Source organism: Campylobacter concisus (assembly GCF_002165815.1).
GTDB classification, from domain to species: Bacteria; Campylobacterota; Campylobacteria; order Campylobacterales; family Campylobacteraceae; genus Campylobacter_A; species Campylobacter_A concisus_BH.
Genome location: NZ_NDYN01000005.1, coordinates 239,025 through 262,841, shown reverse-complemented (window position 1 = coordinate 262,841; position 23,817 = coordinate 239,025). Strand labels below are relative to the sequence as shown.

The window sequence follows — 23,817 nt, the reverse complement described above, 5'->3', positions numbered from 1 at the left end:
TTGTAAAAAATTGGTAAATTCTACTTCACAAGAGTAAATACTCTCTAAGCTTCCTCTTTTGCCATGCCAGCCTCTATCAAAAACCTACTTGGTTGGTAGGTCACCTTCTTTATCTTGTCGTATTTTGCATAGCTAAGATATAGCTCGTCTTTTGCTCTAGTAACTGCCACATAAAAGAGCCGCCTCTCCTCTTCTAGGCTGCCGCCCATGCTCATTAGCTTTAAATTTGGAAAGCGATTTTGCGCGAGATCGACGATGAAAACTTGGTCAAACTCAAGCCCCTTGCTCGCATGCACGCTAAGCAAGCTAACGCCCTGCCCTTCGCTCATCTCGTTGCTTCCAAGGGCTAAGAAGTTGTAAAATTTACTGATATCTTGATACTTTTTAGCTAGCTCGCTTAGCACCACGCTCTTTGCCATTATGCGCTCTTTGACCTCTTCTTTGAGCGCTAGATCGACGTTGCCGTTTTTTAGAGTTGCCCTTTTTGTACTGATGTTTTCGACGATTAACGAGTAAATTTTGCTAGTTTTTATCTCATTTATCATCGTAGCTGGCTTTGAGATATTTCTCATGCCTCTTAAAAAGTTGTAAATTTCATATAAAAATTGCGCCCCACTCTCGCTTAGCTTTTGTAGCTTTAGCACAGGGTGGCCTAGAAATTTATCGCTAAAGCCAAGCTTAGAAAACCTTGAAACCTCGGCAAATTCGTCAAGGTCATCAAAAAGTCCTAGCTGGTAGTTTCGCCTTTTGTTTGATGAGATATTTACGCTCTCATCTGGCTCAACTATCCCTTTTATCAAATTTCCATGCCCAAGCTTAAGCAGTGCGTCAAAAATTTCTTTGCTAACTGCGCTGCCAACGCCCTTTGCGTATTCGCAGATGTGGATAAATGCCATTATATCTTTTGGATTGACATAAATTCCCATGATGTCGATGAGCGCCTTGATCTCGCGGCTCTCAAAGAAGCTCACCCCACCCTTTCGCTTTGAGCCGATGCCTCGCTCTTTTAACGCGACCTCGATGCCGTCTGCTGATGAGTTATTTCTAAAAATTATGGCGATATTTTCTCTATTAAATGGCGAGAGCGAGATGATATCGGCGATATTTTGATACTGATCAAAAAGCTCGTTATAGACAAGTAGTCTTGGAGGCTTGAAATTTCCCTCTCGGCTAACTGTAAGGTGCTTTTCATAAAGCCTTGGATTGTTGTTTATGACCTTATTTGCAAGAGCTAGTATGCTTGAGCTTGAGCGGTAATTTACATTTAAAGCGTAGATATTTGCGTTTGGGAAGCGATCTTTAAATGAGCCAATGATCTCGATGTTTGCGCCGTTAAATGCGTAGATGCTCTGGTCAAAATCGCCCACACAAAATAGGCTCTTTGTCTTAAATGCGTCTATGAGGCTACCTTGAAGTGTGTTTGTGTCTTGATACTCGTCGATCAAAATTTCATCATAAACTAAATTTGCCCCTTTTTTTAGCTCGTCGCGCATTTTTATGAGAAGGTCGTTAAAATCAGCGTAAGAAAATTTAGCCTTTTCAGCCTCAAACTCCTCTAAAACATCTTCATAAATTTCAGCATAAACGCCCTGCTCTTCGCTCTTCTCACTTATCCATTTGCCAAAAGTTGTGCCTTGTTCGCTGTTTTGAAAGAGCGAGTAAAGGTCGTATAGATAGGCTCCGCCGTAAGGCTTGACGTCGCTTAAATGGTAAAATTTACGCCTCTCAACAAGACTTTTTAAAAGCGTCTTTAGCTCGCTTGGCTGCTTTAGCGTGACGCCTTTATCAAGGCTTTTTAAAAGCAAAAATGAGACCGAGTGAAAGGTGCCTGCGGTGATTTTGGAGGTGATTTGTTTATCAAAATACCTATTTAAGCGTTCTATCATCTCGCTGGCTGCTTTGTTGGTAAATGTTAGAAGCAAAATTTTCTCAGGCTTTACGCCTAAATTTAAAAGATGTGCGATGCGAGCGACAATCGTGCTAGTCTTACCAGTGCCAGCTGAAGCGATGATGAGATTGTGTCCAAATGGCGCAGTTGCGGCGGTGTATTGTTCTTTGTTTAACCTAGATAAGGGCATTGTTTCCTCTTTTTTAAAAAGGGCTAATTATAGCTACTTAAACTTTAACAGCTATAATCACGCCGATGAAAAAGTTTAAATTTTTAAAATTTCTTGCCCTATTTTTGGCTCTAATGGTCGCTATTTTTTTGATACTTGATCAAATTTATCCATTAAATTTAGACGCGCTTAAAAAAGACGAAGCCAAAATTTTGCTTGATAAAAATGGCGAGATCATAAATATGAAGCTTAGTAGCGACGGAATTTGGAGATTTCACGAGCAAAGCTTCCCAAACTCGCTAAAACAATGCGTCGTTCTCTTTGAAGATAGATACTTTTACTACCATTTTGGCGTAAATTTTGCCTCCATTTTTAGAGCATTTTTCCACAACCTAAGAAGCGACAACCGCATAGGCGCTAGCACTATCACGATGCAAGTGGCAAGAATGCTTGAGCCAAGTGATAGGAGCTATAAAAATAAGATAAGAGAAATTTTTAGAGCATTTCAGCTAGAGCTTCACTTTAGCAAGGATGAAATTTTAAATTTATACCTAAATTTAGCCCCTTATGGCGGCAATATCGAGGGTGCAAAGGCGGCAAGCTTCTTTTACTTTGGCAAGGAGCTAAACGAGCTTAGCTACGCTCAGGCCGCACTTTTAAGCACGATCCCTAAAAATCCAAATAAAAATAGACTAGACCGCGTCTCAAACATAAATGCCCTAAAAAACAGGGTCATAAAGATGCTTTATAAGGCAAATTTAATCGATCTAAGTGCATTTAAAAGAGCGCAGGCTGAGCCATTTAAAAATGTAAGGATAAGAGCTGTCGTAAATGCTAGCGACTACGCAAATGTCGCTTTTAAAAACCAAATTTCAAAGGCGAGTTTGGATCTAAATTTGCAAAAAGATATACTTAAAATTTTAAAAGACGCGATGTTTTCGCTAAAGGCTAAAAACGCAAACAACGCAGCAGCGGTAGTCATCGATAATAAAAAAATGAGCGTTGCTGCCTTCATAGGCTCGCATGATGAGCGCGCACGCGACGGCAAAAACTCAGCCCTAAATATGAAGCGAAATACCGGCAGCACGCTAAAGCCTTTTATCTACTCGCTTGCGCTTGATAGCGGGCTTATCACGCCAAGTTCACAGCTGATAGACACGCAAATTTATCTAAATGAATATGTGCCAAAGAACTTTAGTAACGACTTTTTGGGGCTTGTAAGCGCAAAGGACGCTCTAAATTTTAGCCTTAATATCCCAGTTATAAATTTAGACTTAAAGCTAAAAGACAACTCGCTTTATGAGCTGCTTGAAAAGGTAAATTTAGTTGATGAAAACAAGGAATTTTACGGCTCTTCGATAGTTTTAGGCAGCGCTGAGATGAGCCTGATTGATCTTGCGCATCTTTATACGATATACGCAAATGGCGGGGTTTATAGGCCGCTTGAGTTTGCGGGCAAAAGCTACAAAAATGAAGACAAAAACATAACCCTCATCTCGCCTCAAAGCGCATATCTAACCGCTAAAATGATGAGTGAAGCTTCAAGATCATATCTAAAAAATGCTTGGCAATATGCGCAAAACACGCCAAAAATAGCCTTTAAAACTGGCACAAGTGCAAACTCACGCGATCTTTACGCCATTGGAGTTGATGAGGACTACACAATAGCCGTCTGGGTGGGCAACTTTAACGCCGAAAAAACTGACAAACTAACTGGGCTAAATGACGTTTCAAAGATCGTTTTTGATATGTTTAAGATCACGGCGCAAAGGCAAAATTTAGAGTTTATGAGCGAGCCAGAGGGCATCGAAAAAGTGCCAACCTGCCTTGATGCTTTTAGCTATGAAACATGCAAAAAAACGGCGCTTGATGATAGGATAGTTGGAGTTAAACTGCAAGATAAATGCGAGAGTTTAAGAGGCGAGGAGCTTGAGTTTTTGATAAAAAATGGCTTTTTAGACAAAGACGAGGTCAAAAATAGTCCTTGCGCTGAAGTCTTTAAAGACAAAAAGCCAGTCTTTGCCTATCCGTATGACGGCGAAGAGATCGTGACAGATGAAAATGTAACACAAATTGTGCTAAAATGCTACGCGTTTTTAGGTGATGAAATTTACCTAAAAGTGGATGGTTTGAACTTTTCTAAGATAGAAAATGCAAGTGAAAAAAGGCTAGATCTAACTCTTGGCGAGCACACTTTAAAATGCCTTGATCAAAACTCAAATCAAAGTGAAATAACAATAAAACTAAGGAGATAAAATGCAGCAAAAAGCGCTACTTCTAGCACTTTTAGGAGCAATAAATTTATATGCTTTAAGTCTAAATGGCACCGCCGAGGTAAAGTCGCCTTTAAGCGTGGAATTTGGACTAGAAGATGATGTTAGCAAAAATCTCATAGGCACGCTAAGCGAGAAAAAGCTTATCTCGTGCGAGCCAGCGCTAAGTGGCACGGTGAAATTTAACGCTCAAAGCCTTACGCTTTTTACAAAAGATATGCACGCAGGCGTAGAGTATAGCTGCAAGCTAGAAAATGGCAGCAGTGCTAGCTTTGAAACGAAAGAATTTGCGCTTGAGAAGATAGAAAAGCTCTCTGATAGCAAATTTATCCTTAAATTTAATGACGAAGTTAGCGATGAGCTTATAAAAAAAATAGCCGTAAAAGGTGCAAACTTTAATGCCTTGCAACTCTCTCAAAACAGCTTTGAGCTTGATCTTGATAAAAATATAAGCGAGCCTACTTTTGATCTTGGAGAAAATTTTGAAAGTAAATTTGGCGCTAAACTTGCAGGCGATAGCGTGGTGAAATTTAGTGAGCAAGCAAGCGATGAGAGCACAAATTTAAACGCTGAGGCAAAAAGCTTTGAGATAGCTAAAATTTATCCGACAAGCCTTGATAACGGCATCTTAGCATTTAGAATTTATCTAAAAGAGTGGCTAAGCGATGATAATAATCTAAAGAAATTTATAAAGATAAAAGGCGTAAAAAGCTTTAGCATAAGCGACGTGGCATATAAAAATGATGATGAAAATAGCGCGCCAAATTCTGAGCTTGAGGGGTATGATTATTACATCGATATCACAAGCGATGAGTTTAAGCCACAAAATAGCTACGAGATCACGATAAAGCCAGGCTTTGGAGATGATAGAAATGTCGTAAGGGAGGCTAAAACCTACGAGGTTGTCGCTAGCAACTTCACTCCATTTGCAAATTTCACAAATGAAGAGCCATATATCTCAAGCGTTGGGGAGATCGGCATTAGAAGTGCAAATTTACCTGAGCTAAATGTGAGCGTTGAAAAGTTAAGCGATCAAAATTTTAGATACTTTTTAAATTTCAACGACAATAGCGAAGATTTAAGCAATTTTAGCTCAAAAGTAGCAAGCAAAAGCTACAAGCTAGAAGGTGCATTAAACGAAATTTCACTAAATAAGATCAAGCTTGACTTTGCAGGAGCAGGAGACGGAGTTTATAAGATAAGCTTAAACTACGGCAAAGATAAGAGCGTCGCAAAGGTCGTCTATCTAAGCGACATCGCCATAAATGCAAAACTTGGCAAGGATGAAATTTTCGTCTTTGCAAACCGCCTTGGCGAAAACACAATGCTGCCAAACGCAAATGTAAAAATTTATGGCAAAAGAAACGAAGAGATCGCAGTTGGCGCGACAAATGATGTTGGCGTCTTTAAATTTAACAAAAAAGATATTTACAAAGAGATCTCATCAGTCGTCGTCTCACTTGGCAAGGAGCAAAATTTCCTCATTATAAAAGATGGCGAAGCGCTAAATGAGGCAAAGCTCATCAGTCAAAATCCAAGCGAGAGCATCGATGCTTACACGCATTTTGCCTCAAATATCATAAGACCAAACGAGAGCTTAAAAGGAGCAATTTATCTAAGAGATAGGGACTTTAACCCGCTTAAAAATATGCCAGTTAAGATCAAATTTATCGATCCGCAAGGCAAAAGTAGTGCCCAGATCACGCAGAATACAAATGATGTTGGCATGATAAATTTTGAAAAAGAAATTTTAAGCGATCTAAGCGGTAGATTTAACATGCAGATAATCTACGCTAGCAAGGTGATAGCAAGCGTGCCATTTTATGTCGAGAGCTTCGTGCCAAACAAGATAAAAAATGACATAGCCATAGACGCGGATAAATTCTTTTCAAACGAGCTAGTAAAGGTAAATTTGACAAGTAGCTATCTCTTTGGCGGAGCAGCTAGCGACCTAGCTGGCAGCATGCAGGTTAGCTTCTTTGATGATGAATACAAAAATAGCGAATTTAAAGAGTATAAATTTAAAAATGACACCCTAAAAGCGGCTGCTTATCCAAGCATAGAAAATGATCTAACTCTTTCAAAAGATGGCAAATCAAGCCAGATGATAGATCTTAGCTTTAACACTAAAAACGCACCTTCTATCATAAAAGGCGTCATAAATTTCAACGTAAATGACGATGGCAAAAACGTAAGTGACGCAAAAAGCTTTACACTCTATCCTTATAAAGATATGGTTGGCATCGCTGCTAGCACGGCATTTGCTGATCCAAACGAAGATGTAAAGATAAGAACAGTAGTTATTGATATGTCAAGCCAAAAGGCAGTGAAGTCAAATTTGAAATTTGATATAAAACGTGTATCATGGCAGTATCAAAGGGACGCAAATGGCTATATAAAATGGATCCAAACGCTTGAAGATGTGGATAGCTTTTATAAAAATAGTGGCGAGTTTAGCTATAAATTTACGCAAAGTGGCTCATACGTCATCACTGCTACAAATTTAGTAAGTGGTGCGAGCACGAGCCTAGACATCGATGTGAGCGGTTACAACTACTCAACCCTAGCCCCTACAAAAGAGCTTAGCAAGTCTCAGATAAAGCTAAACAAAAGCGTCTATAAAAAAGGCGACGAGCTAAACGCAGACATAAGCTCAGCCATAAAAGAAGGCATCGCGCTTGTCACGCTTGAAGATGCAGGTGTCAAAGCCTACAAGGTCGTCAAGATCAAAAACAACTCAGCAAACGTTAAATTTAAACTTGACTTTGACTTTAATGGCCTTTATGTGAGCGCAAATATCTACCGCATGACTGACGCTGGACTAACTCCGTTTAGAACCTACGGCAAGGTCTATGCAAACGGCGATAAATCTTCAAGAAAGATAGAGCTTACTCTTGATGCGCCAAAAAGTGCAAAGAGCGATGAAAATATCAAAATTTCACTAAAAACAAAGCCAAAAGCTTATCTGAATTTATTTATTACAGATGTTGGCGTGCTTGATATCACCTCACAAAAGCCAGCCGATCCGCTTAAGTTTTTTGACAAAATTTTACCTGATGGCGTCTTTGACTACGACATCTATAATATGCTCACAAACTACAAGGTCGAGGGTAAAACGCTAAGCTTTGGTGGTGATGCCGCGGCGATGGCTGTGGCAGCAAAAATGGCAAAACACGCAAGCCCAGTAGATAGTAAAAATGTAAAAACTTATGCAAATTTAGTGAGCCTTCAAGCGGACGACAAAGGCGAAATTTCATACGAATTTAAAACACCAAATGGCTTTAACGGCGCTGTTAGAGTAGATGCTGTGGCAAATGACGCAACTGCGATGAACGCCGTAAATAGCGAGATAAAAGTAAAAGATGATGTGATCATTAAGCCAAGCGCTTTAGTTTATCTTTTAAAAGGCGATGAATTAAGCGCAAATTTAAGGCTTATAAATACGACAAATACGGACAAAAACCTTACTATAAACATCGTAACAAGCAAAAATTTAAACATCAAAACGCAAGAAAAAGCCAACCTAAAGCCGCTTGAGAACAAGGCGTTTGTGCTTAAAATTTCAGCCCTTGAAATAGGTGCTGGCGAATACAATATAACAGTAAGCGACAAAAATAGCTCAAAAACGCTTGAAAATTTACTAGACGTCATTAGTCCTTATACGATCAGCACCTACGAAAAGAGCAGCGTCTTTGACAAAGAGAGTAAAATTTCACTTCCAAAAGGCTATCACGATGTGAGCGTTGATGCGTCAAGCTCGGTCTCAAGCGTGCTTTTGGCAGCTTCAAAGAATTTAGTAGAGTATCCTTACGGATGCGCGGAACAAAGAAGCTCAAGACTGCTTGCGCTTTTAAATTTAAAACCAAAAGATGAGCTTGAAAAAAGCGATCAAAAGAGATTTATCGTTAGCGGCATAGATGAGCTAGTCAAGATGCAAAAACCAGACGGCAGTTTTGGCTACTGGAGCGATCTAGGTGAGACAAATGCATTTGCAAGTATCTTTGCAACAGACGTGCTTCTTGACCTTAGTGAGGCTGGATATGAGGTAAATAAAGGCGTCAAACAAAATGCTCTAAATTCACTCTTAAAATACGCAAACAACGACCTTGAGGCACTTTACGCACTTTATGTAAGCTCGCGTGCAAATATGGCCGATAGATCAATCTTAAATAAAATTTATGACGACAAAGCCTACAATAAAACAGCACTAAGTAAATACCTAATGGCAGCAGCCCTAAAGATAAACGGCCTAAATGACGAGGCAAAAGTCGCGCTAAAAGATATCAAAAATGCCAAAACAAGCGAAGAAAATGCATCTGATTTTAGCTCAAAAGTAAGAGATAACGCCTTTATCTTATATCTGCACGCAAAATATTTTGAGAAAAACGACTACTCAGACGACCTTGCAAATTTCTTGATAGTAAATTTAAATGAGCTTAGCTCAACGCAGGAGCGTGCATTTACGCTAAGAGCGCTAAACGCCTACTTTGGCAAAGATAGCGGCGAGAAAAATAATAAATTTAAGCTTAGCTACAACGGCGAAAGCAAAGAATTTGACGGTCTTTTAAGTACCTCTTTTACTACAAAAAATGGCGAATTTAGCATCACTCCACTAGGCTCAAATAAGCTTTATGCAACTATCTTAAGCTACGCTTACTTACCACTTGAGATCAAACACAAAATCGAGCCAAAAGAGCTTGACATCTACCGCGTTTTTGTCGATGAAAAAGGCAAAGAGCTGGGTCTTGACAGCCTAAAAGTAAATGACGTCATCTACTCAAAAGTGGTGATAAACTCAAAAACAATGGTTAAAAATGGCGTTATTAACGAGATCGTAAGTAGCTGCTTTGAGCCGATAAATGAAAATTTAAGCAACTTTAGCAAGAGTTTAAAAAATAGCTTGCAAGTTGAGTATAAAAGCGTAAAAGATGACCGCGTGCTAAGTTTTTACACGCTAAGTGGCGACGAAAAAGACGCCGTGCTCTACACACCTTATCGCGTAAGACTTGGCGGCAAATGCTCGCTTGGTGCAGTCACAACTGAAAATATGTATAACGAAAGACAAAATGACTACGACCTAGCCGTGAGAAGCTTTAACGTCAAATAGCTATTTAAACTTCGGGGCGTTTAACCGCCCCAAGCCCATATTTCCCCACTTTTGCAAAGATTTTTTTAAACAAATTTTAGATAACATTAAGCATTTTTTAAACGAAAGAGGATACAAAAGTGGCAGAATTTTACAATGCAAAAGAGATAGAAGACAAATTTTATAAAATTTGGGAAGAACGCGGATATTTCGAGATAGACGCAAACAAAGATATCCAAAAAGATGGACGTAAATTTTGCATTATGATGCCACCTCCAAACGTGACTGGCTCGCTTCACATCGGACACGCCCTAACCTTCACACTCCAAGATATCATGACTCGCTACAAGAGGATGGACGGCTACAAGACGCTTTGGCAGCCAGGACTTGACCACGCCGGTATCGCCACTCAAAACGTCGTTGAAAAGCAGCTTTTAGCTCAAGGGATCAAAAAGGAAGAGCTTGGACGTGAGAAATTTGTAGAAAAAGTGTGGGAGTGGAAAGAAAAAAGTGGCGGCATGATCGTCCATCAGATGCGAAAACTTGGCATCACTCCGGCTTGGTCACGCCAGAGATTTACTATGGATGAAGGCTTAAGAAAAGCTGTGAAAAAAGCCTTTGTAAATTTATATGACAAAGGGCTAATTGTCCAGAAAAACTACATGATAAACTGGTGTACGCACGATGGCGCACTCTCTGACATCGAGGTCGAACATAAAGAAAATAAAGGCAAGCTTTATCATTTGAGATACTACTTTGCAGATAAGTCGAGCGAATTTGTTGTTGTTGCGACCACCAGGCCTGAAACATATTTCGGTGATACAGCAGTAATGGTAAATCCAAACGACGAGCGCTATAAAAATTTAATCGGCAAAAAAGTGGTGCTGCCTATCATAAATAGAGAGATCGAGATCATCGCGGACGAGCACGTTGATATGGAGTTTGGAACAGGCCTTGTTAAGGTCACGCCTGCGCACGATCAAAACGACTACGAGGTAGGCAAAAAACACAACCTTGAGTTTATCACCGTATTTGACGAAAAGGGCATCTTAAATGATAAGTGTGATAAATTTGCAGGACTTGAGAGACTTGAGGCTAGAGATATCGTAGTAGCCGAGCTTGAAAAACTTGGCAATGTTGAAAAGATAGAAGACTACGAAAACCAAGTAGGTTACTGCTACCGCTGCAAAAACGTCGTCGAGCCATACATCTCAAAGCAGTGGTTTGTCAAAAAAGAGATCGCAGACGAAGCGATACAAAAGGTCTCAGAGGGCCTTGCTAAATTTTACCCGCCACACTGGATAAACAGCTTTAACGCGTGGATGAGAGAGCTAAGAGACTGGTGTATCTCACGCCAGCTTTGGTGGGGACATCAAATTCCAGTATTTTACTGCGACGAGTGCGGTCATATGTGGGCTGACGAGGGAGAGCCGTGCGAGTGCAAAAAGTGCAAAAGTAAAAACATCCACCAAGACCCAGACGTGCTAGATACGTGGTTTAGCTCTGGTCTTTGGCCATTTAGCACACTTGGCTGGGGCAATGAAAATGAGCTAAAAAATGTAAAATGGTTTGAAGGAGACCTCGCCGAGTTTTATCCAAACAACCTTCTTATAACTGGCTTTGATATATTATTTTTCTGGGTTGCTAGGATGATGTTTCAGGGTGAAAACGCCCTTGGCAAGCTGCCGTTTGACGACATCTACCTGCATGCACTTGTAAAAGATGAGTTTGGCAGAAAGATGAGCAAAAGCCTTGGCAACGTCATCGACCCGCTTGATAGTATAAATGAGTATAGCGCCGATATCTTGCGCTTTACGCTAACGCTTTTAGCCGTTCAAGGACGCGATATCAAGCTAAGTGACGCTAAGATGAAGCAGGTAAGAAATTTCACCAACAAGCTTTATAACGCGAGCAAATACCTCATGCTAAATGAGAGCAAATTTGCAAATTTAGAGGATATCAAGCTTCAAACAAAGCTTGGAATTTACATGAATAGCCGCTTTAACGAGTGCGTGAGAGAGGTGCGCGAAAACATTGACGCCTACCGTTTTAATGACGCTGCAAACACACTTTATAAATTCCTTTGGGATGAGTTTTGCGACTGGGGCATCGAGCTTAGCAAGGCTGACAAAGCGAGCGTAAAAGAGCTTGGAAGTATATTTAAAGAGGCGATGAAACTGCTAAATCCTTTCATGCCGTTTCTTTCAGAGTATCTATTTCAAGAGCTTAGTGGCACACAGCTTGAAAATGCAAAATCAATAATGGTGATGAGCTATCCAGAGATAAAAGAGCGAAATTTAGAGGTTGAGAAGAAATTTGAGCTAGTTATCGAAGCGATCGTCGCTATTCGCCGTGCAAAAGCGACCATTGATCTTGGCAACTCAAAGATCGCAAAAGCCTTTGTTAAATTTAACGAAAAAATCGATCTTAACGAGGTTAAAGAATACATCAAGCTGCTTGCAAAATGCGAAGAGATCGGTTTTGTAGATGAGAAAATAGAAAACTCAATAAGAGATGTGAGCGAAAATTTAGAGGCATTTGTCCCGCTTGAAGGGCTTGATATGAGCGGTATCATCACAAGGCTAAGGTCTCAAAAGACAAAGCTTGAAAAAGAGATAGCCAAACTCTCAGGCATGCTAAATAACCAAAATTTCGTGACAAACGCACCAAAAGAGGTCATAGAGACAAACAAAGAGGCGCTAGAGAGTGCTGAGGCTAAATTTAAAAAAGTATGCGAAGAGCTAGAAGCTCTTGGAGAAAAATAGTGATAAAAATAGAAAATTTAACCAAATTTTATGGTGATACGCAGATCCTTTTTGATATAAATTTAGAGGTTAAAAAGGGTGAAATTTTTGCTATCGTGGGACACAGCGGCGCTGGTAAATCAACGCTTTTAAGGTGTATAAATGGGCTTGAGAGCTATCAAGGTGGCAGCTTAAAAGTCTTTGATCAAGAGATAAAAAATTTAGATGAGACACAGCAGAGACATTTAAGGCGAGATGTTGGGATGATTTTTCAGCATTTTGCCTTGATGGCTAGAAAAAACGTCTTTGAAAACGTCGCTACTCCGCTTAAATTTTGGGGATACAAAAGTGATGAAACTGAAAAAAGAGTGAGAGAGCTTTTAAATTTAGTCGGTCTTGAAAGCAAGGCAAAAAGCTATCCAAGCGAGCTAAGCGGCGGGCAAAAACAGCGTGTGGCGATCGCCAGAGCGCTTGCTTTAAACCCTAAAATTTTACTAAGCGACGAGGCGACTTCGGCTCTTGATCCAAACACGACAAATCAAATTTTAGAGCTGCTTGAAAAGATAAACAAAGAGCTAGACATCAGCGTCGTCATCGTCACGCACGAGATGGAGGTTGTAAAATCGATCGCAAAACGTGCGATACTGCTAGAAGGTGGTAAGATCATAGGCTCTGGAAGCATCGAAGAGCTATTTTTAAAGCCAGATGAGAAGATGAAAGAGTTTTTGGGCGAAGTTGAAATTCTGCCAAGCACTGGCACAAATATCAGGCTATTTTTCCCAAAAGAAGTGGCTCAAAACAGCGTGATCACGCACATGGCAAGAAGCCTAAATATCGACTTTAACATAGTCTGGGGTAAGCTTGAGAAGCTAAATGACAACGTCCTTGGCTCACTTGTCATAAACATAGATGAAAAAGATAAAGAAAACGTGCTTAACTATATCAAGCAAAGTGGCGTTTTGTGGGAGGTTGCTTGATGTTTGGTATTGATTTTTCTAAATTTCCAGATGTTTTTTCTAGGATACTTTTACCAGCTATCGGCGAGACGCTATATATGAGCATAGTCTCTACCCTGCTCGCCTTTGCCATAGGCCTCATACCTGCAGTTTTGCTCATACTTTCGGACAAAGACGGACTAAAACCAAACAAGCAGCTTTATTTTGTACTTGATATCGTTATAAACGTGCTTAGAAGCTTTCCATTTATTATCCTCATTATTGTGCTCTTTCCGGTCACAAAAATGATCGTAGGCACAAGCATCGGCACCACAGCTGCGATCGTTCCGCTAACTATTGGCGCGGCTCCGTTTGTGGCAAGGCTTATTGAAAACGCTCTAAAAGAGGTTGATAAAGGCATCATCGAAGCTGCTCAAAGCTTTGGTAGCTCGAAATTTCAGATCATCTTTCGCGTGATGTTTATAGAGGCGCTTCCTGGCATCATCTCGGCATTTACGCTAACGCTTATCGTAAATATCGGCTTTTCAGCGATGGCTGGCGCAGTTGGCGGTGGCGGACTAGGATCTGTTGCTATAAACTATGGTTACCAGAGATTTCGCCCAGATATCATGCTCTACACTGTGGTTATTCTTATCATTATGGTTCAAATTTTTCAAGTTTTAGGCAACTATCTCTATAAAATTTCGAAAAAATAAGGCCACATTTTTTATCTGATTTTAAGCTTTTTTCTTTAAAATTGCCAAATTAATTTTAGCTGAAAGGACAAAAGATGAAATCAGATATGTGCCAGATGTGCCGCCTACTAAAAAACGCGTCGTCGAAAGACTAATCTCTAAGCACAGAATTTCTTTTTAAGTGCTTAGAAATAGCTTAAGCGCTTAAAAAGAAATTTAACCTTCTAGCTTAAATTTATCCTTTTTTGGTGCTTGGCAAATTTTAAAAAAGGATAATAAATGAAAAAACTACTTCTTACCTCTTTAGTTGCCCTAGGCCTTAGCGTTAGTGCAAATGCTGCTGACAAGTCAAAAACAATAATCGTTGGTGCTACACCTATCCCACATGCTGAAATTTTAGAGGTTGTAAAGCCTATTTTGGCAAAAGATGGCTACACACTTGAGATCAAAGAATTTAACGACTACACCACACCAAACCTTGCGACAGAGGACGGCGACCTTGACGCAAACTTCTTTCAACACATCCCATATCTTGAAGAATTTAACAAAAACAAAGGCACTCACCTTGTAAAAACAGTTGGCGTACACCTCGAGCCAATGGGCGTTTATTCTAAAAAGATCAAAGACATAAAAGAGCTAAAAGATGGCGCAGTTGTCTCTATACCAAATGACCCAACAAACGAGAGCCGCGCACTTGACATCATAGCAAGTACCGGACTTATCAAGCTAAACAACAACCCACTAAAAACTCCGCTTGATATAGTTGATAACCCTAAAAAGCTTAAATTTGAAGAGATTGAGACTGCTCAAGTGCCAAGAACGCTTGATGACGTTACTATCGCAGTTATCAACACAAACTACGCGCTAAATGCAAATCTCAATCCAACAAAAGACGCGCTTGTGATCGAGAGCAAAGATAGCCCATACGTAAACTACGTAGTTGTTAAAGCTGGCAACGAGAACAGCCCTAAAACTAAAGCCCTTGATAAAGCGATCAACTCACCAGAAGTTAAGAAATTTATCGAGACAAAATATAACGGCGCTATCATCCCAGCGTTTTAATTAAATTTATAAGAAGCGACGTAAAAGCTTTTACCTTTTTAGCGTCGCTTTACCAAAACAAAAAAAAGGAAAAACAATGAAATTTATCAAACTTTTAACCGCATCTTTAGTTGCTCTAAGCCTTCACGCAGCCGACAAGGACCACACTATCACTGTTGGCGTCTCACCAGTGCCACACGCTGAAATTTTAGAATTTGTAAAACCAAAGCTAAAAGATAAGGGCTACGACCTTGTTATCTCTGAAATTTCAGACTACTCTATCCCAAATGTCGCCACAGAAGATGGTAGCTTAGACGCAAATTTCTTTCAGCATTTGCCATATCTTGAGGAGCAAAACAAGGCTAGAGGCTTGCATCTTGTAAGCGTTGCAAATGTCCATGTCGAGCCACTTGGCTTTTATTCTAAAAAGATAAAAAACATAAAAGATCTAAAAGATGGCGCAAAAGTAGCGATCGCTTACGATCCGTCAAATGGCAACAGAGCGCTTAGAATTTTAGAAAAAGCTGGTCTTATAGAGATCGATAAAAATGTAAAAGTTGCAACTGTAAATGACATAACTAAAAATCCTAAGAATTTGCAATTTGTCGAGCTAGAAGGCGCTCAGATCCCAAGAACGCTTGATGACGTCGATATCGCTGCTATTAGCACAAATTTCGTCCTTGACCTTGGCATGAGCGTGGCAAAAGACGCACTTTTGCTTGAAGATGCCAACAGCCCTTACGCCAACATCATCGTCACAAGAGCTGGCAACGAGAACAATCCTAAGATCAAAGCTTTAGTTGATGCGGTTCTTAGCCCTGATACTAAAAATTTCATCATCACTCGCTACAAAGGCGAGGTCATACCTGCATTTTAAAAACTGGGCGAGCTTTCGCCCTACTTTTACCTTTAAATTTAAACCTTATAGCTTTTCGTTTTAACTATCTTTTTTAAAATTTATCGCTTTTGTTAGTTACTATTAGTAAATAAAGCTTTGCTACAATGCCTCACTTAAGATAAATTTCGGAGTAAAAATGCTACATGACATTATTGATTTTATAGTCTCAAGCGTGAGCAGCTGGGGATATGCTGGCATATTTGTAATGATGTTTTTAGAGAGTTCATTTTTTCCATTTCCAAGCGAAGTGGCGATGATACCAGCTGGATATCTAGCTCACAAAGGCGAGATGAGTCTAGCGCTTGCTTTTATCTCAGGCACGCTTGGTAGCTTGCTTGGAGCTATTTTTAACTACTATCTTTGCTACTTTTTTGGACGCGAGATCGTCTTAAAATATGGCAAATTTGTGGGTATCACTCACGAAAAGATGGATAAATTTGAAGCATTTTTTAATAAACATGGCGAAATTTCAACCTTCAACTCACGCCTCATCCCAGGAATTCGTCAATACATCAGCCTGCCAGCCGGGCTTGCTAAGATGAACATTTTTAGATTTTGCCTATTTACCACACTTGGTGCTGGGATTTGGTGCGCGGTTTTGCTTGGAGTTGGCTATTTTCTAGGTTCAAATCCTGACAAACAGACGCTTCTAGGTATTACGATCGCTCTTTTGGCAGTGGTTGCGATAATAAGTGCAGTCTATATAATGAAGCAAAGAAAGAAATAATACATATAAAAATACATAAAATTTAATGTATTTTGCAAATTTAGCTCAAATTTTTAGCTAAATTTAGCTTAGCAGATCGCTCTCATTTTTTCTAAGCGAGCTAAATTTCTTGAAATTTTCTCTAGTTCGTTTTGCTCGCGTACCTCGTCACCAGAGTAAAAAAATTTCACATTTGGAGTTAAATTTGAATTTGAAATTTTAAGTTTAAGCTCGCTTATGAGGCGCTTTATCGTCCCTTCGTTGCCGTCTATTATGCTTACATTTGGAGGTAAAATTTCTCTTAAGCTATCTTTAAAATAGTTAAAATGCGTGCAGCCAAGCACCAAAAAGTCAAATTTACTTAGATCAAATTTACCTAGCTCTTCTTTTAGATATAACTTAACGTTTTCACTCTCAAACTCAGCCTTTTCAGCAAAATTTACAAGGCGAGGCAAAGCAAGTAGTTCGGTTTTATTTTTTGCGTTTAAATTTGTGATTAGCTCTTTTAGTTTTGCGCCATTTACAGTGACTGGAGTGGCGATGACAAGCGTTTTTAGGGCATCATCGTGGCTTAGATCGTGAGCCTTTTTTACAGCTGGCTCCATGCCGATGATCGGCACGCTTAAATTTGCTCTAAGCTCTTTTATCGCCACGCTTGTAGCTGTGTTACAAGCTACCACAACAGCTTCTGCGCCATTTTCTACAAGAAATTTAACCGCGTCAAAGCTAAATTTTAAGATCTCATCTCTGCTCTTTTGTCCGTATGGGACATTTTTCACGTCTGCGTAATATAAAAATTCATGCTCACTAAGCTTGCTTAAAGCTTCGTTTAAGACGCTAAGTCCGCCAAGCCCCGAGTCAAATATACCTATCTTCATGCCCATCCTTAAAGCCTGCAATTATAGCAAATAATATCTTTGTAAGCCGTTTTTTATTATACTTTGGCTCATTTTAAAGTTGGAGCTAAATTTGGCAGTTGATAAGGTTATTTTCTATCTTTGCGCGACTTTGATCGCCATAAGCATCATTTTTTCACTATCTTTGCCAGTTTTTACAGTTTTATTTTTTAACTACGACGAATTTCACTTTTTTATCCGTCAGTTTGCAGTCGGCTGCATAGGAATTTTTCTCATGTGGTGGCTCTCAAGGCTAAATCCCGACAAAGCGCTCGTTTGGATAGGCTTTGGACTGCTTATCTCGTGTGGTATCGCTATGGGGCTCATGCATGCCTTGCCAGCTTCGATGGTGACTGACTCTGGAGGTGCTAGACGCTGGATCAGACTGCCAGGCTTCTCACTTGCGCCAGTTGAGTTTTTCAAAGTCGGTTTTGTATATTTTTTGGCGTGGAGTTTTACTAGAAAATTTAGCGACGGCAAGAGGACTTTGATGGCTGAGCTAAAGATACTTTTGCCTTATATCATTCTTTTTGGTATCGCTATCTTTCTTATCGCCGTTATGCAAAACGACCTTGGTCAGGTTGTAGTTTTGGCACTTACTTTTGTGACGATGGCGCTTTTTGCAGGGGCTAGCGTTAGGCTATTTGGCATCGGTATCTTGGGCGCTGCCTTTGTCATGACGGTGGCGATAGTTAGCTCTGAGCACAGAATTTTACGTATAAAGTCATGGTGGGGTACGATACAAAATATGGTTCTCTCTTTCTTGCCAGATAGCGTGGCAAACGTGCTTAGAGTGGCAGACGCACCAGAGCCATATCAAATTTCTCACTCACTAAATGCAATTAAACACGGCGAGTTTTTTGGCGAGGGGCTTGGAGCTGGGATATTTAAGCTTGGCTTTTTAAGCGAGGTTCATACAGACTTCGTGCTAGCTGGCATAGCTGAAGAGGTCGGTGTTTTTGGCATTTTATGCATCACAGCGATCTTTATCACGCTACTTTATAGGATATTTAGAATTTCAGCTAGGAGCGAAAACAAGGTCTATCACCTATTCTCACTTGGTATTGGCCTTATCTTGTCGTTTTCATTTTTGATGAATAGCTACGGCATCACATCGATCACGCCGATAAAGGGTATCGCGGTGCCGTTTTTAAGCTACGGCGGTAGCTCCGTGCTTGCTATATGCATCGGCATCGGCATGGTTTTGATGGTTAGTAAAAGGGCAAAACTATGATAGTTATTTGTGGTGGCGGCACCGGCGGGCATTTGGCGATCGCCAGAAGCTTTTGCGAGGAGCTAAATGAGCGAGGCATAAAGCCAATTTTCATCGGTTCAACGAGTGGTCAGGATAAATTTTGGTTTGAAAATGATGAGAAATTTGCGCAGACATTTTTCCTGCCAAGCAGCAGCGTCGTAAATAAAAGAGGTCTTGCCAAGCTAAAATCACTAACAAACATCATAAGCCTAGCTCTAAAATGCAGGCAAATTTTTAAAGAAAATGGCGTTAAAGCAGTCATCAGCGTGGGAGGCTACTCAGCAGCGCCAGCAGCCATAGCAGCCATCATCTCAAAAACGCCACTTTTCATTCACGAGCAAAATGCCGTAACTGGTAAGCTAAATAAAATTTTAAAGCCATACGCAAAGGGCTTTTTTAGCTCTTATGATGAGCTCTCTCCCTGCCCTTACCCTGTGGCAAATAAATTTTTTGAAAGCCAAAGAGTTAGAGACGAGCTAAAAACTATACTATTTTTAGGTGGCTCACAAGGTGCAAAAGCGATAAACGAGCTAGCTATAAATTTAGCCCCATATCTTAAAGAAAAAGGGATAAAGATCATTCATCAATGCGGCAAAAACGCCCTTGATGAGCTTAAAAAAAGATATGATGAGCTTGGCTTTAGCGAGGCAAATTTAGAAATTTTTGACTTTAGCAAAGAGATAGAAAAGAAGATGAGTGAGGCTGATCTTGCCATATCAAGAGCTGGAGCTAGCTCGCTTTGGGAGCTTTGCGCAAACGCCCTGCCCTCTATCTTTGTGCCGTTTCCTTATGCCGCTGGCAATCACCAGTTTTATAACGCTAAATTTCTAAAAGATAAAGGCATAGCTGAAATTTGCCTGCAAAATGGCGAAAATTTAGACAAAAATGAAGTCATAAAAATGATCGAGAGCTTTGATCTAAACAAAAGCAGCAAAGCTCTAAAAGATATCCTTTTGCCAAATGGAGCAAAAGAGATAGTGGATAAAATTTTAAGCTAAATCCTCGCCTATGGCGTAAGCTTTTAGCTCTCGTAGCTCGTAAATGAGGTAGTGATAGATAAGCTCGTTTGTCTTTAGGCTTTTGCCTGAAAGCACTGGTCTTATCATCTCGATGATCCTGTCTGTGATACCTGCGATCTCAACCAAAAGTAGCTCGTCACCCCTTTGTTTGGCCACTCTTATGCAGTTATAAAAAAATGTGTAGATAGTCTTAAAATTTTCCAAAACGACGTTTGAGACGATTTGAGAGTCGAGATGTAAAATTTTATTCATCCTATTTTGTAGCTCCATAAGCTCTGCAAGTAGCCCTCTTATCATCGCTGTGTCGCCACTTCTTGAGAAGATACTCTTTTTCTTTTTTTTATTTTGTATCTGATATTCAGCGACTAAAATTTGCATGATGTTTGAGATGTTTGTTAGGCTCTCTTGCAGGTTTTGATTAGTCTTTAGGCTCACGCCAGCCTTTTCTATCTTGTAGTATAGGCTTTTGTTTGTCTGCTCGAGGTATGAGCTAATGTTTTCGTAGTAATCTTCAGTGTTAAAGACATTTTTAAAAAAACTGCCCTCGTCTGTTGTGCTGTAAAGTCTTTTTTTGATCTCTTCGACATTTTTATTAAAAGTGAGCGCATCGATCTTTATTTCAGGCTCGACAACGCCGTTGTTTTCGATAACTTCCAAGTTTTTCTTAAGCGTGCTTATCAGCTTTTCAATCTCATTAAAATCCATTTTGCCTCTTTGAAATTTTTGGCTATTTTACTATAAAAAGCTGAAGTTTTCGCTTGCAATCCTTAAAGAGATAAATTTATGCTTCTTTTAATAAAATATCTCAAAAAAGGAGCAAAAATGAATGGTGAAGTTTTTAACGCTTGCATTATCGTAGCCTCAATAAAGCAAGCTCTAAGGTCAAATTTAGAGTTAGACTACAAAAGCGAAAAATATATAAAAAGCCTAATTTTTGACTATATTTTGGAGGATAAGCAAGAAAAAAGAGAGCAAGCTAGCATAAATGAGTGGTTTAAGCACGCTAAAAAGCTTGGGCTAAGCGACGTGAGATTTGCTACAAATTTGACGGTTTCATCGAATGAGCGCTCGCTGCAAGGTTTTTCAAATGTAAGCCACAAGTCAATCCTTTGCATTTATAAAGATAAGATGAGCTACTTCGTGCCGCACTGGAGCTTTGAAGAAGATAAAAAGGGCTGGGACATAGTCTATAAAGAATTTAGCCTAGATGGCACGCCAGAAATTCAAAAATTTAGCGATAACACTTTGGAGTTTAAAGATATCCTAACAAGGATCTCTAAATTTGCAGATGAGATAGAGTGTGAGAACTTTGGCGACTGCTTCAGAAAAGGGCTAAAAGCGCTAAATGAGCCAGAAAATATAGAGCAAAATGTCCTAAACGCGCCACTTATGCCAAAGTTAAATTTAGCTCTTTTTACTGCGGCAAGTGCGGCTGATGTCTTTGGTGGCATGGGCTCTTGGAACGACGACGCAGCAGGCTGGGCGCAACATAAAAAACGAGGCAAAGAGTATGATGAGCTTAGCAGTGAGCTTTTTACGCAGATGCGCAAAGCCACGCTTTTTGCCATAAATGAGTGGTAGCTAGCCGTTTATCTGATAGATTTTTTTTCGCTGGCTTGAGCTGCCGATGTTTAGGATTTTGCGGTATTTGGTGATGGTTCGGCGAACGATTTGGATGTTAAATTTAGCTTGGATGAGCTCTTGGATTTTTAGATCAGAAAGCGGCTTTTTATGATCTTCGTTTTTTATAAGCTCTAGCAAAAATTCCTTTATCGCGGCGTTTGAAGTCTCCTCGTCAAAGCCAGTTGCAAAGAAATTTTTAAGTGCGACCGTGCCTCTTGAAGAGCTTAGATATTTGTTCGCGATCGCTCTTGAGATGGTTGAAGGATTGCGTCCAAGCTCGTTAGCTAGGTCTTTTAGCTTCATAGGCTTTATGTCACCACCCAAAAAATAGTCATACTGATACTCAACTATCATGAGCCCTATCTTATAAAGTGTCGCCTTTCTCATCTCTAGGGCGTCTATGAGCTCGCTTGCCTCTTTTATGCGCGAGCTTACAAAGGCCTCTTTCTCATCTAGTCCCTCAGTGTCGATAGAAATTTCAGGATAATAATCATCATTTATCTGCACGCTTATGCCGCTACTTGTGCTTAGCACGAAGATATCAGGCACCGCCTCTTTTTTATCTTCAAGATACTCAATGGCTGGAGGATTTTTAAATTTCTTTATGATCTTTAGTGCGTCGTCGTAAAATTTAAGCTTTCTAAGCTTCTCTATATTTTCAAAATTTAAGATGATCTTTTTTGCGCACTCTATGATCTCATCACTCGCCTCTGCCTCGCCAAGCTGAAACAAAAAGCTCTCTTTAACATCCTTTGCACCCACGCCACAGGGCTCAAGGTAGGCAAATCTCGCCCTAACTCGCTCCACTTCACCCTCGCAAAAATCCGCAAAAATTTCATCATCATAAAAAAAATATCCCTCATCATCCAAGCACTCGATGATCTTATATGCGATATCTTGGGACTTTAGCGTGGGGAAAAGTGGTGGATTTATCTGGCTAACGAGCTTTTCGTAGAGGCTTTCTTTATAGATGCTTAAAGCCTCGATGCTCTCGCTAACCGAGTTTTTGCTAACCTGCTCGAAAAAATTTCGCTTTTTTTCGCTTTTTTCTAAATTTTTGTGTTCGATCGTAGCAAATGGATTCTCTCTTACAAAAGGCTCAAGCGTCTCTTTTAGCTCATCAAGCCCGCTTTGAAGGATAGGAAGCCAGCTTCTTAGCGTTTGGTTTAGTTTGATCTTTGGCGCTAAAGTTTGCTTTTGCCTTAGCATCATCTACTCAAGTAGTTTAAATTCTTCGCCAAGATAGTGCGTTCTAACGAGCTTGTTGTTTGCCACTTCGCTCGCACTGCCGCTTGCTAGCAGTGAGCCATCTTTGATGACGTAGGCTCTGTCGCAAATGGCTAGTGTCTCACGGACGTTGTGGTCAGTTATCAAAACGCCGATACCTAGCTTTTTAAGGTCTCTAACGATGCTTTGGATGTCGCTAACTGCGATAGGATCGACGCCTGCAAATGGCTCATCAAGTAGCAAAAATTTTGGCTTTATGATGAGGCTTCTAGCGATCTCACAGCGTCTGCGCTCGCCGCCACTTAGACTAACGCCCTTTCTTAGGCGGATAGGCTCGATATTTAGCATATTTAGCATCTCATTTACTCTTTTAGAGATCTCTTCTTTGTTTTGATTTAAAATTTCAGCCCCAAGGAGCAAATTTTCTTCTACGCTTAGCTCTTTAAATATGCTTGATTCTTGCGGCAAATAGCCAATGCCAAGGTGCGCTCTTTTGTGAAGCGGGACGTTTGTGATCTTTTCGTCATTTAAAAAGACATCTCCGCTAGTTGGTGAGATGAGCCCGCAGATCATATAAAAAGTGGTCGTCTTTCCAGCGCCATTTGGCCCAAGAAGCCCCACCACTTCGCCACTATTTACCTCTAAAGATATGCCTTTTATGATCTCACTTTTCTTAATCGTCTTTTTTAGATCTTTTACTTCTAGTTTATGCACTTATAACCTCGTATTTTCTGCCATTTTTGCTAGGAGAAATTTTTACTAACGTATAGTTCTCGCCGTTTTTCTTTAGAGCTTTTTCTAAATTTTCATCGCCCCACTCTACTAGATGAAGCCCCTCTTCAAACAAATTTTCAAAAAGGCCATTTTTTGCCATCCCGTCAAATCCGATTTGATAGATGTCGTAGTGGTAGATATCTTTACCATAAATTTGCATCAAAGAAAATGTCGGCGACGTCACGCTATCTTCTATGCCGTGCGCCTTTATGATCGCCTTTACAAGCGTCGTTTTGCCACTTGCTAGATCGCCACTTAGTAGCACCACGCCACTTTTTGGAAGCACCCGCACAAGCTCATTAAGCTCATTTTCTAAAAGCTCAAAAACCATCAAAGCTCTTTTACGTACTCGCTCTGGGCGCTTTTTGGTATGCTTTTTGTAGTTGGGATCGCTAGCACCTCGTATCTAGCCTCACGAGCTAGAAATTTGATGGTGATAACATCGCCGATCTTTACGTCTTTTGCCGCTTTTGCCTGCACGCCGTTGATGCTCACAACGCCGCTTTTACACATATCTTCGCTAACGGCACGCCTTTTGGTGATATTTACTACGTTTAAAAATTTATCTACTCTCATGCGGCGGATTTT

General features: G+C 40.2%; 18 protein-coding genes. 11 read left to right on the top strand and 7 right to left on the bottom strand.

From position 1 onward, the window contains the following. Positions 1-44: 44 nt before the first annotated feature. Positions 45-2,078, bottom strand: coding sequence for an ATP-dependent helicase (locus tag B9N65_RS06310; RefSeq protein ID WP_087583236.1), 2,034 nt, complete (start codon positions 2,076-2,078; stop codon positions 45-47). A gap of 65 nt (positions 2,079-2,143) precedes the next feature. On the opposite strand from B9N65_RS06310, the gene pbpC reads away from it, so the two are divergent. From pbpC to B9N65_RS06270, 8 genes are all read left to right on the top strand, one after another. Continuing rightward, a complete protein-coding gene (pbpC, locus tag B9N65_RS06305; protein ID WP_087583235.1) occupies positions 2,144-4,312 on the top strand; it encodes a penicillin-binding protein 1C in 2,169 nt (722 codons plus the stop codon). Position 4,313: 1 nt separating this feature from the next. After that, positions 4,314-9,437, top strand: coding sequence for an alpha-2-macroglobulin family protein (locus tag B9N65_RS06300; protein WP_087583234.1), 5,124 nt, complete (start codon positions 4,314-4,316; stop codon positions 9,435-9,437). Between the two features lie 119 nt (positions 9,438-9,556). Further along, positions 9,557-12,181 (top strand): valine--tRNA ligase, encoded by a 2,625-nt coding sequence (locus B9N65_RS06295; protein WP_087583233.1) that lies wholly within the window; start codon positions 9,557-9,559, stop codon positions 12,179-12,181. Further along, positions 12,181-13,137 (top strand): methionine ABC transporter ATP-binding protein, encoded by a 957-nt coding sequence (locus B9N65_RS06290; protein ID WP_087583232.1) that lies wholly within the window; start codon positions 12,181-12,183, stop codon positions 13,135-13,137. Before B9N65_RS06295 ends, B9N65_RS06290 begins: the two co-directional genes overlap by 1 nt. Beyond that, a complete protein-coding gene (locus tag B9N65_RS06285; protein ID WP_021084643.1) occupies positions 13,137-13,811 on the top strand; it encodes a methionine ABC transporter permease in 675 nt (224 codons plus the stop codon). The genes B9N65_RS06290 and B9N65_RS06285 overlap by 1 nt, the downstream gene beginning before the upstream one ends. A gap of 258 nt (positions 13,812-14,069) precedes the next feature. Beyond that, complete coding sequence (locus B9N65_RS06280; RefSeq protein ID WP_021084583.1) at positions 14,070-14,852, top strand: MetQ/NlpA family ABC transporter substrate-binding protein; 783 nt, start codon at positions 14,070-14,072, stop codon at positions 14,850-14,852. A 76-nt stretch (positions 14,853-14,928) separates the two neighbouring features. Continuing rightward, positions 14,929-15,708 (top strand): MetQ/NlpA family ABC transporter substrate-binding protein, encoded by a 780-nt coding sequence (locus B9N65_RS06275; RefSeq protein ID WP_087583231.1) that lies wholly within the window; start codon positions 14,929-14,931, stop codon positions 15,706-15,708. A gap of 157 nt (positions 15,709-15,865) precedes the next feature. Beyond that, positions 15,866-16,456, top strand: a complete 591-nt coding sequence (locus tag B9N65_RS06270) for a DedA family protein (protein WP_087583230.1) — start codon at positions 15,866-15,868, stop codon at positions 16,454-16,456. A gap of 68 nt (positions 16,457-16,524) precedes the next feature. Here B9N65_RS06270 and murI read toward each other — a convergent pair whose 3' ends face one another. Continuing rightward, positions 16,525-17,313, bottom strand: a complete 789-nt coding sequence (murI, locus tag B9N65_RS06265; RefSeq protein WP_087583229.1) for a glutamate racemase — start codon at positions 17,311-17,313, stop codon at positions 16,525-16,527. Positions 17,314-17,404: 91 nt separating this feature from the next. Between murI and B9N65_RS06260 the strand changes: the two genes are divergently transcribed. Next, positions 17,405-18,565 (top strand): FtsW/RodA/SpoVE family cell cycle protein, encoded by a 1,161-nt coding sequence (locus B9N65_RS06260; protein WP_087583228.1) that lies wholly within the window; start codon positions 17,405-17,407, stop codon positions 18,563-18,565. Next, entirely contained in the window at positions 18,562-19,584 is a 1,023-nt protein-coding gene (gene murG / locus B9N65_RS06255; protein WP_087583227.1) for an undecaprenyldiphospho-muramoylpentapeptide beta-N-acetylglucosaminyltransferase, read from the top strand. Before B9N65_RS06260 ends, murG begins: the two co-directional genes overlap by 4 nt. Here the strand turns inward: murG and B9N65_RS06250 are convergent. Further along, on the bottom strand, positions 19,576-20,310 hold the full coding sequence (locus B9N65_RS06250; protein ID WP_087583226.1) for an imidazole glycerol phosphate synthase: 735 nt from the start codon (positions 20,308-20,310) through the stop codon (positions 19,576-19,578). The genes murG and B9N65_RS06250 overlap by 9 nt on opposite strands. Positions 20,311-20,427: 117 nt before the next feature. Between B9N65_RS06250 and B9N65_RS06245 the strand changes: the two genes are divergently transcribed. Continuing rightward, positions 20,428-21,186: a hypothetical protein gene (locus B9N65_RS06245; RefSeq protein WP_087583225.1), complete on the top strand. Its 759-nt coding sequence runs from the start codon at positions 20,428-20,430 to the stop codon at positions 21,184-21,186. Here the strand turns inward: B9N65_RS06245 and B9N65_RS06240 are convergent, their stop codons facing one another. Genes B9N65_RS06240 through B9N65_RS06225 form a run of 4 tightly spaced genes read right to left on the bottom strand, consistent with a single transcriptional unit; the run spans position 21,187 to position 23,805 of the window. Next, positions 21,187-22,437, bottom strand: coding sequence for an RNA polymerase factor sigma-54 (locus tag B9N65_RS06240; RefSeq protein ID WP_257640032.1), 1,251 nt, complete (start codon positions 22,435-22,437; stop codon positions 21,187-21,189). Between the two features lie 3 nt (positions 22,438-22,440). After that, positions 22,441-23,169: an LPS export ABC transporter ATP-binding protein gene (gene lptB, locus B9N65_RS06235; protein ID WP_021086207.1), complete on the bottom strand. Its 729-nt coding sequence runs from the start codon at positions 23,167-23,169 to the stop codon at positions 22,441-22,443. Continuing rightward, complete coding sequence (gene tsaE, locus B9N65_RS06230) at positions 23,162-23,560, bottom strand: tRNA (adenosine(37)-N6)-threonylcarbamoyltransferase complex ATPase subunit type 1 TsaE (RefSeq protein ID WP_087583223.1); 399 nt, start codon at positions 23,558-23,560, stop codon at positions 23,162-23,164. The genes lptB and tsaE overlap by 8 nt, the downstream gene beginning before the upstream one ends. Next, complete coding sequence (locus B9N65_RS06225) at positions 23,560-23,805, bottom strand: RNA-binding S4 domain-containing protein (RefSeq protein WP_002940508.1); 246 nt, start codon at positions 23,803-23,805, stop codon at positions 23,560-23,562. Before B9N65_RS06225 ends, tsaE begins: the two co-directional genes overlap by 1 nt. Positions 23,806-23,817 lie beyond the last annotated feature (12 nt).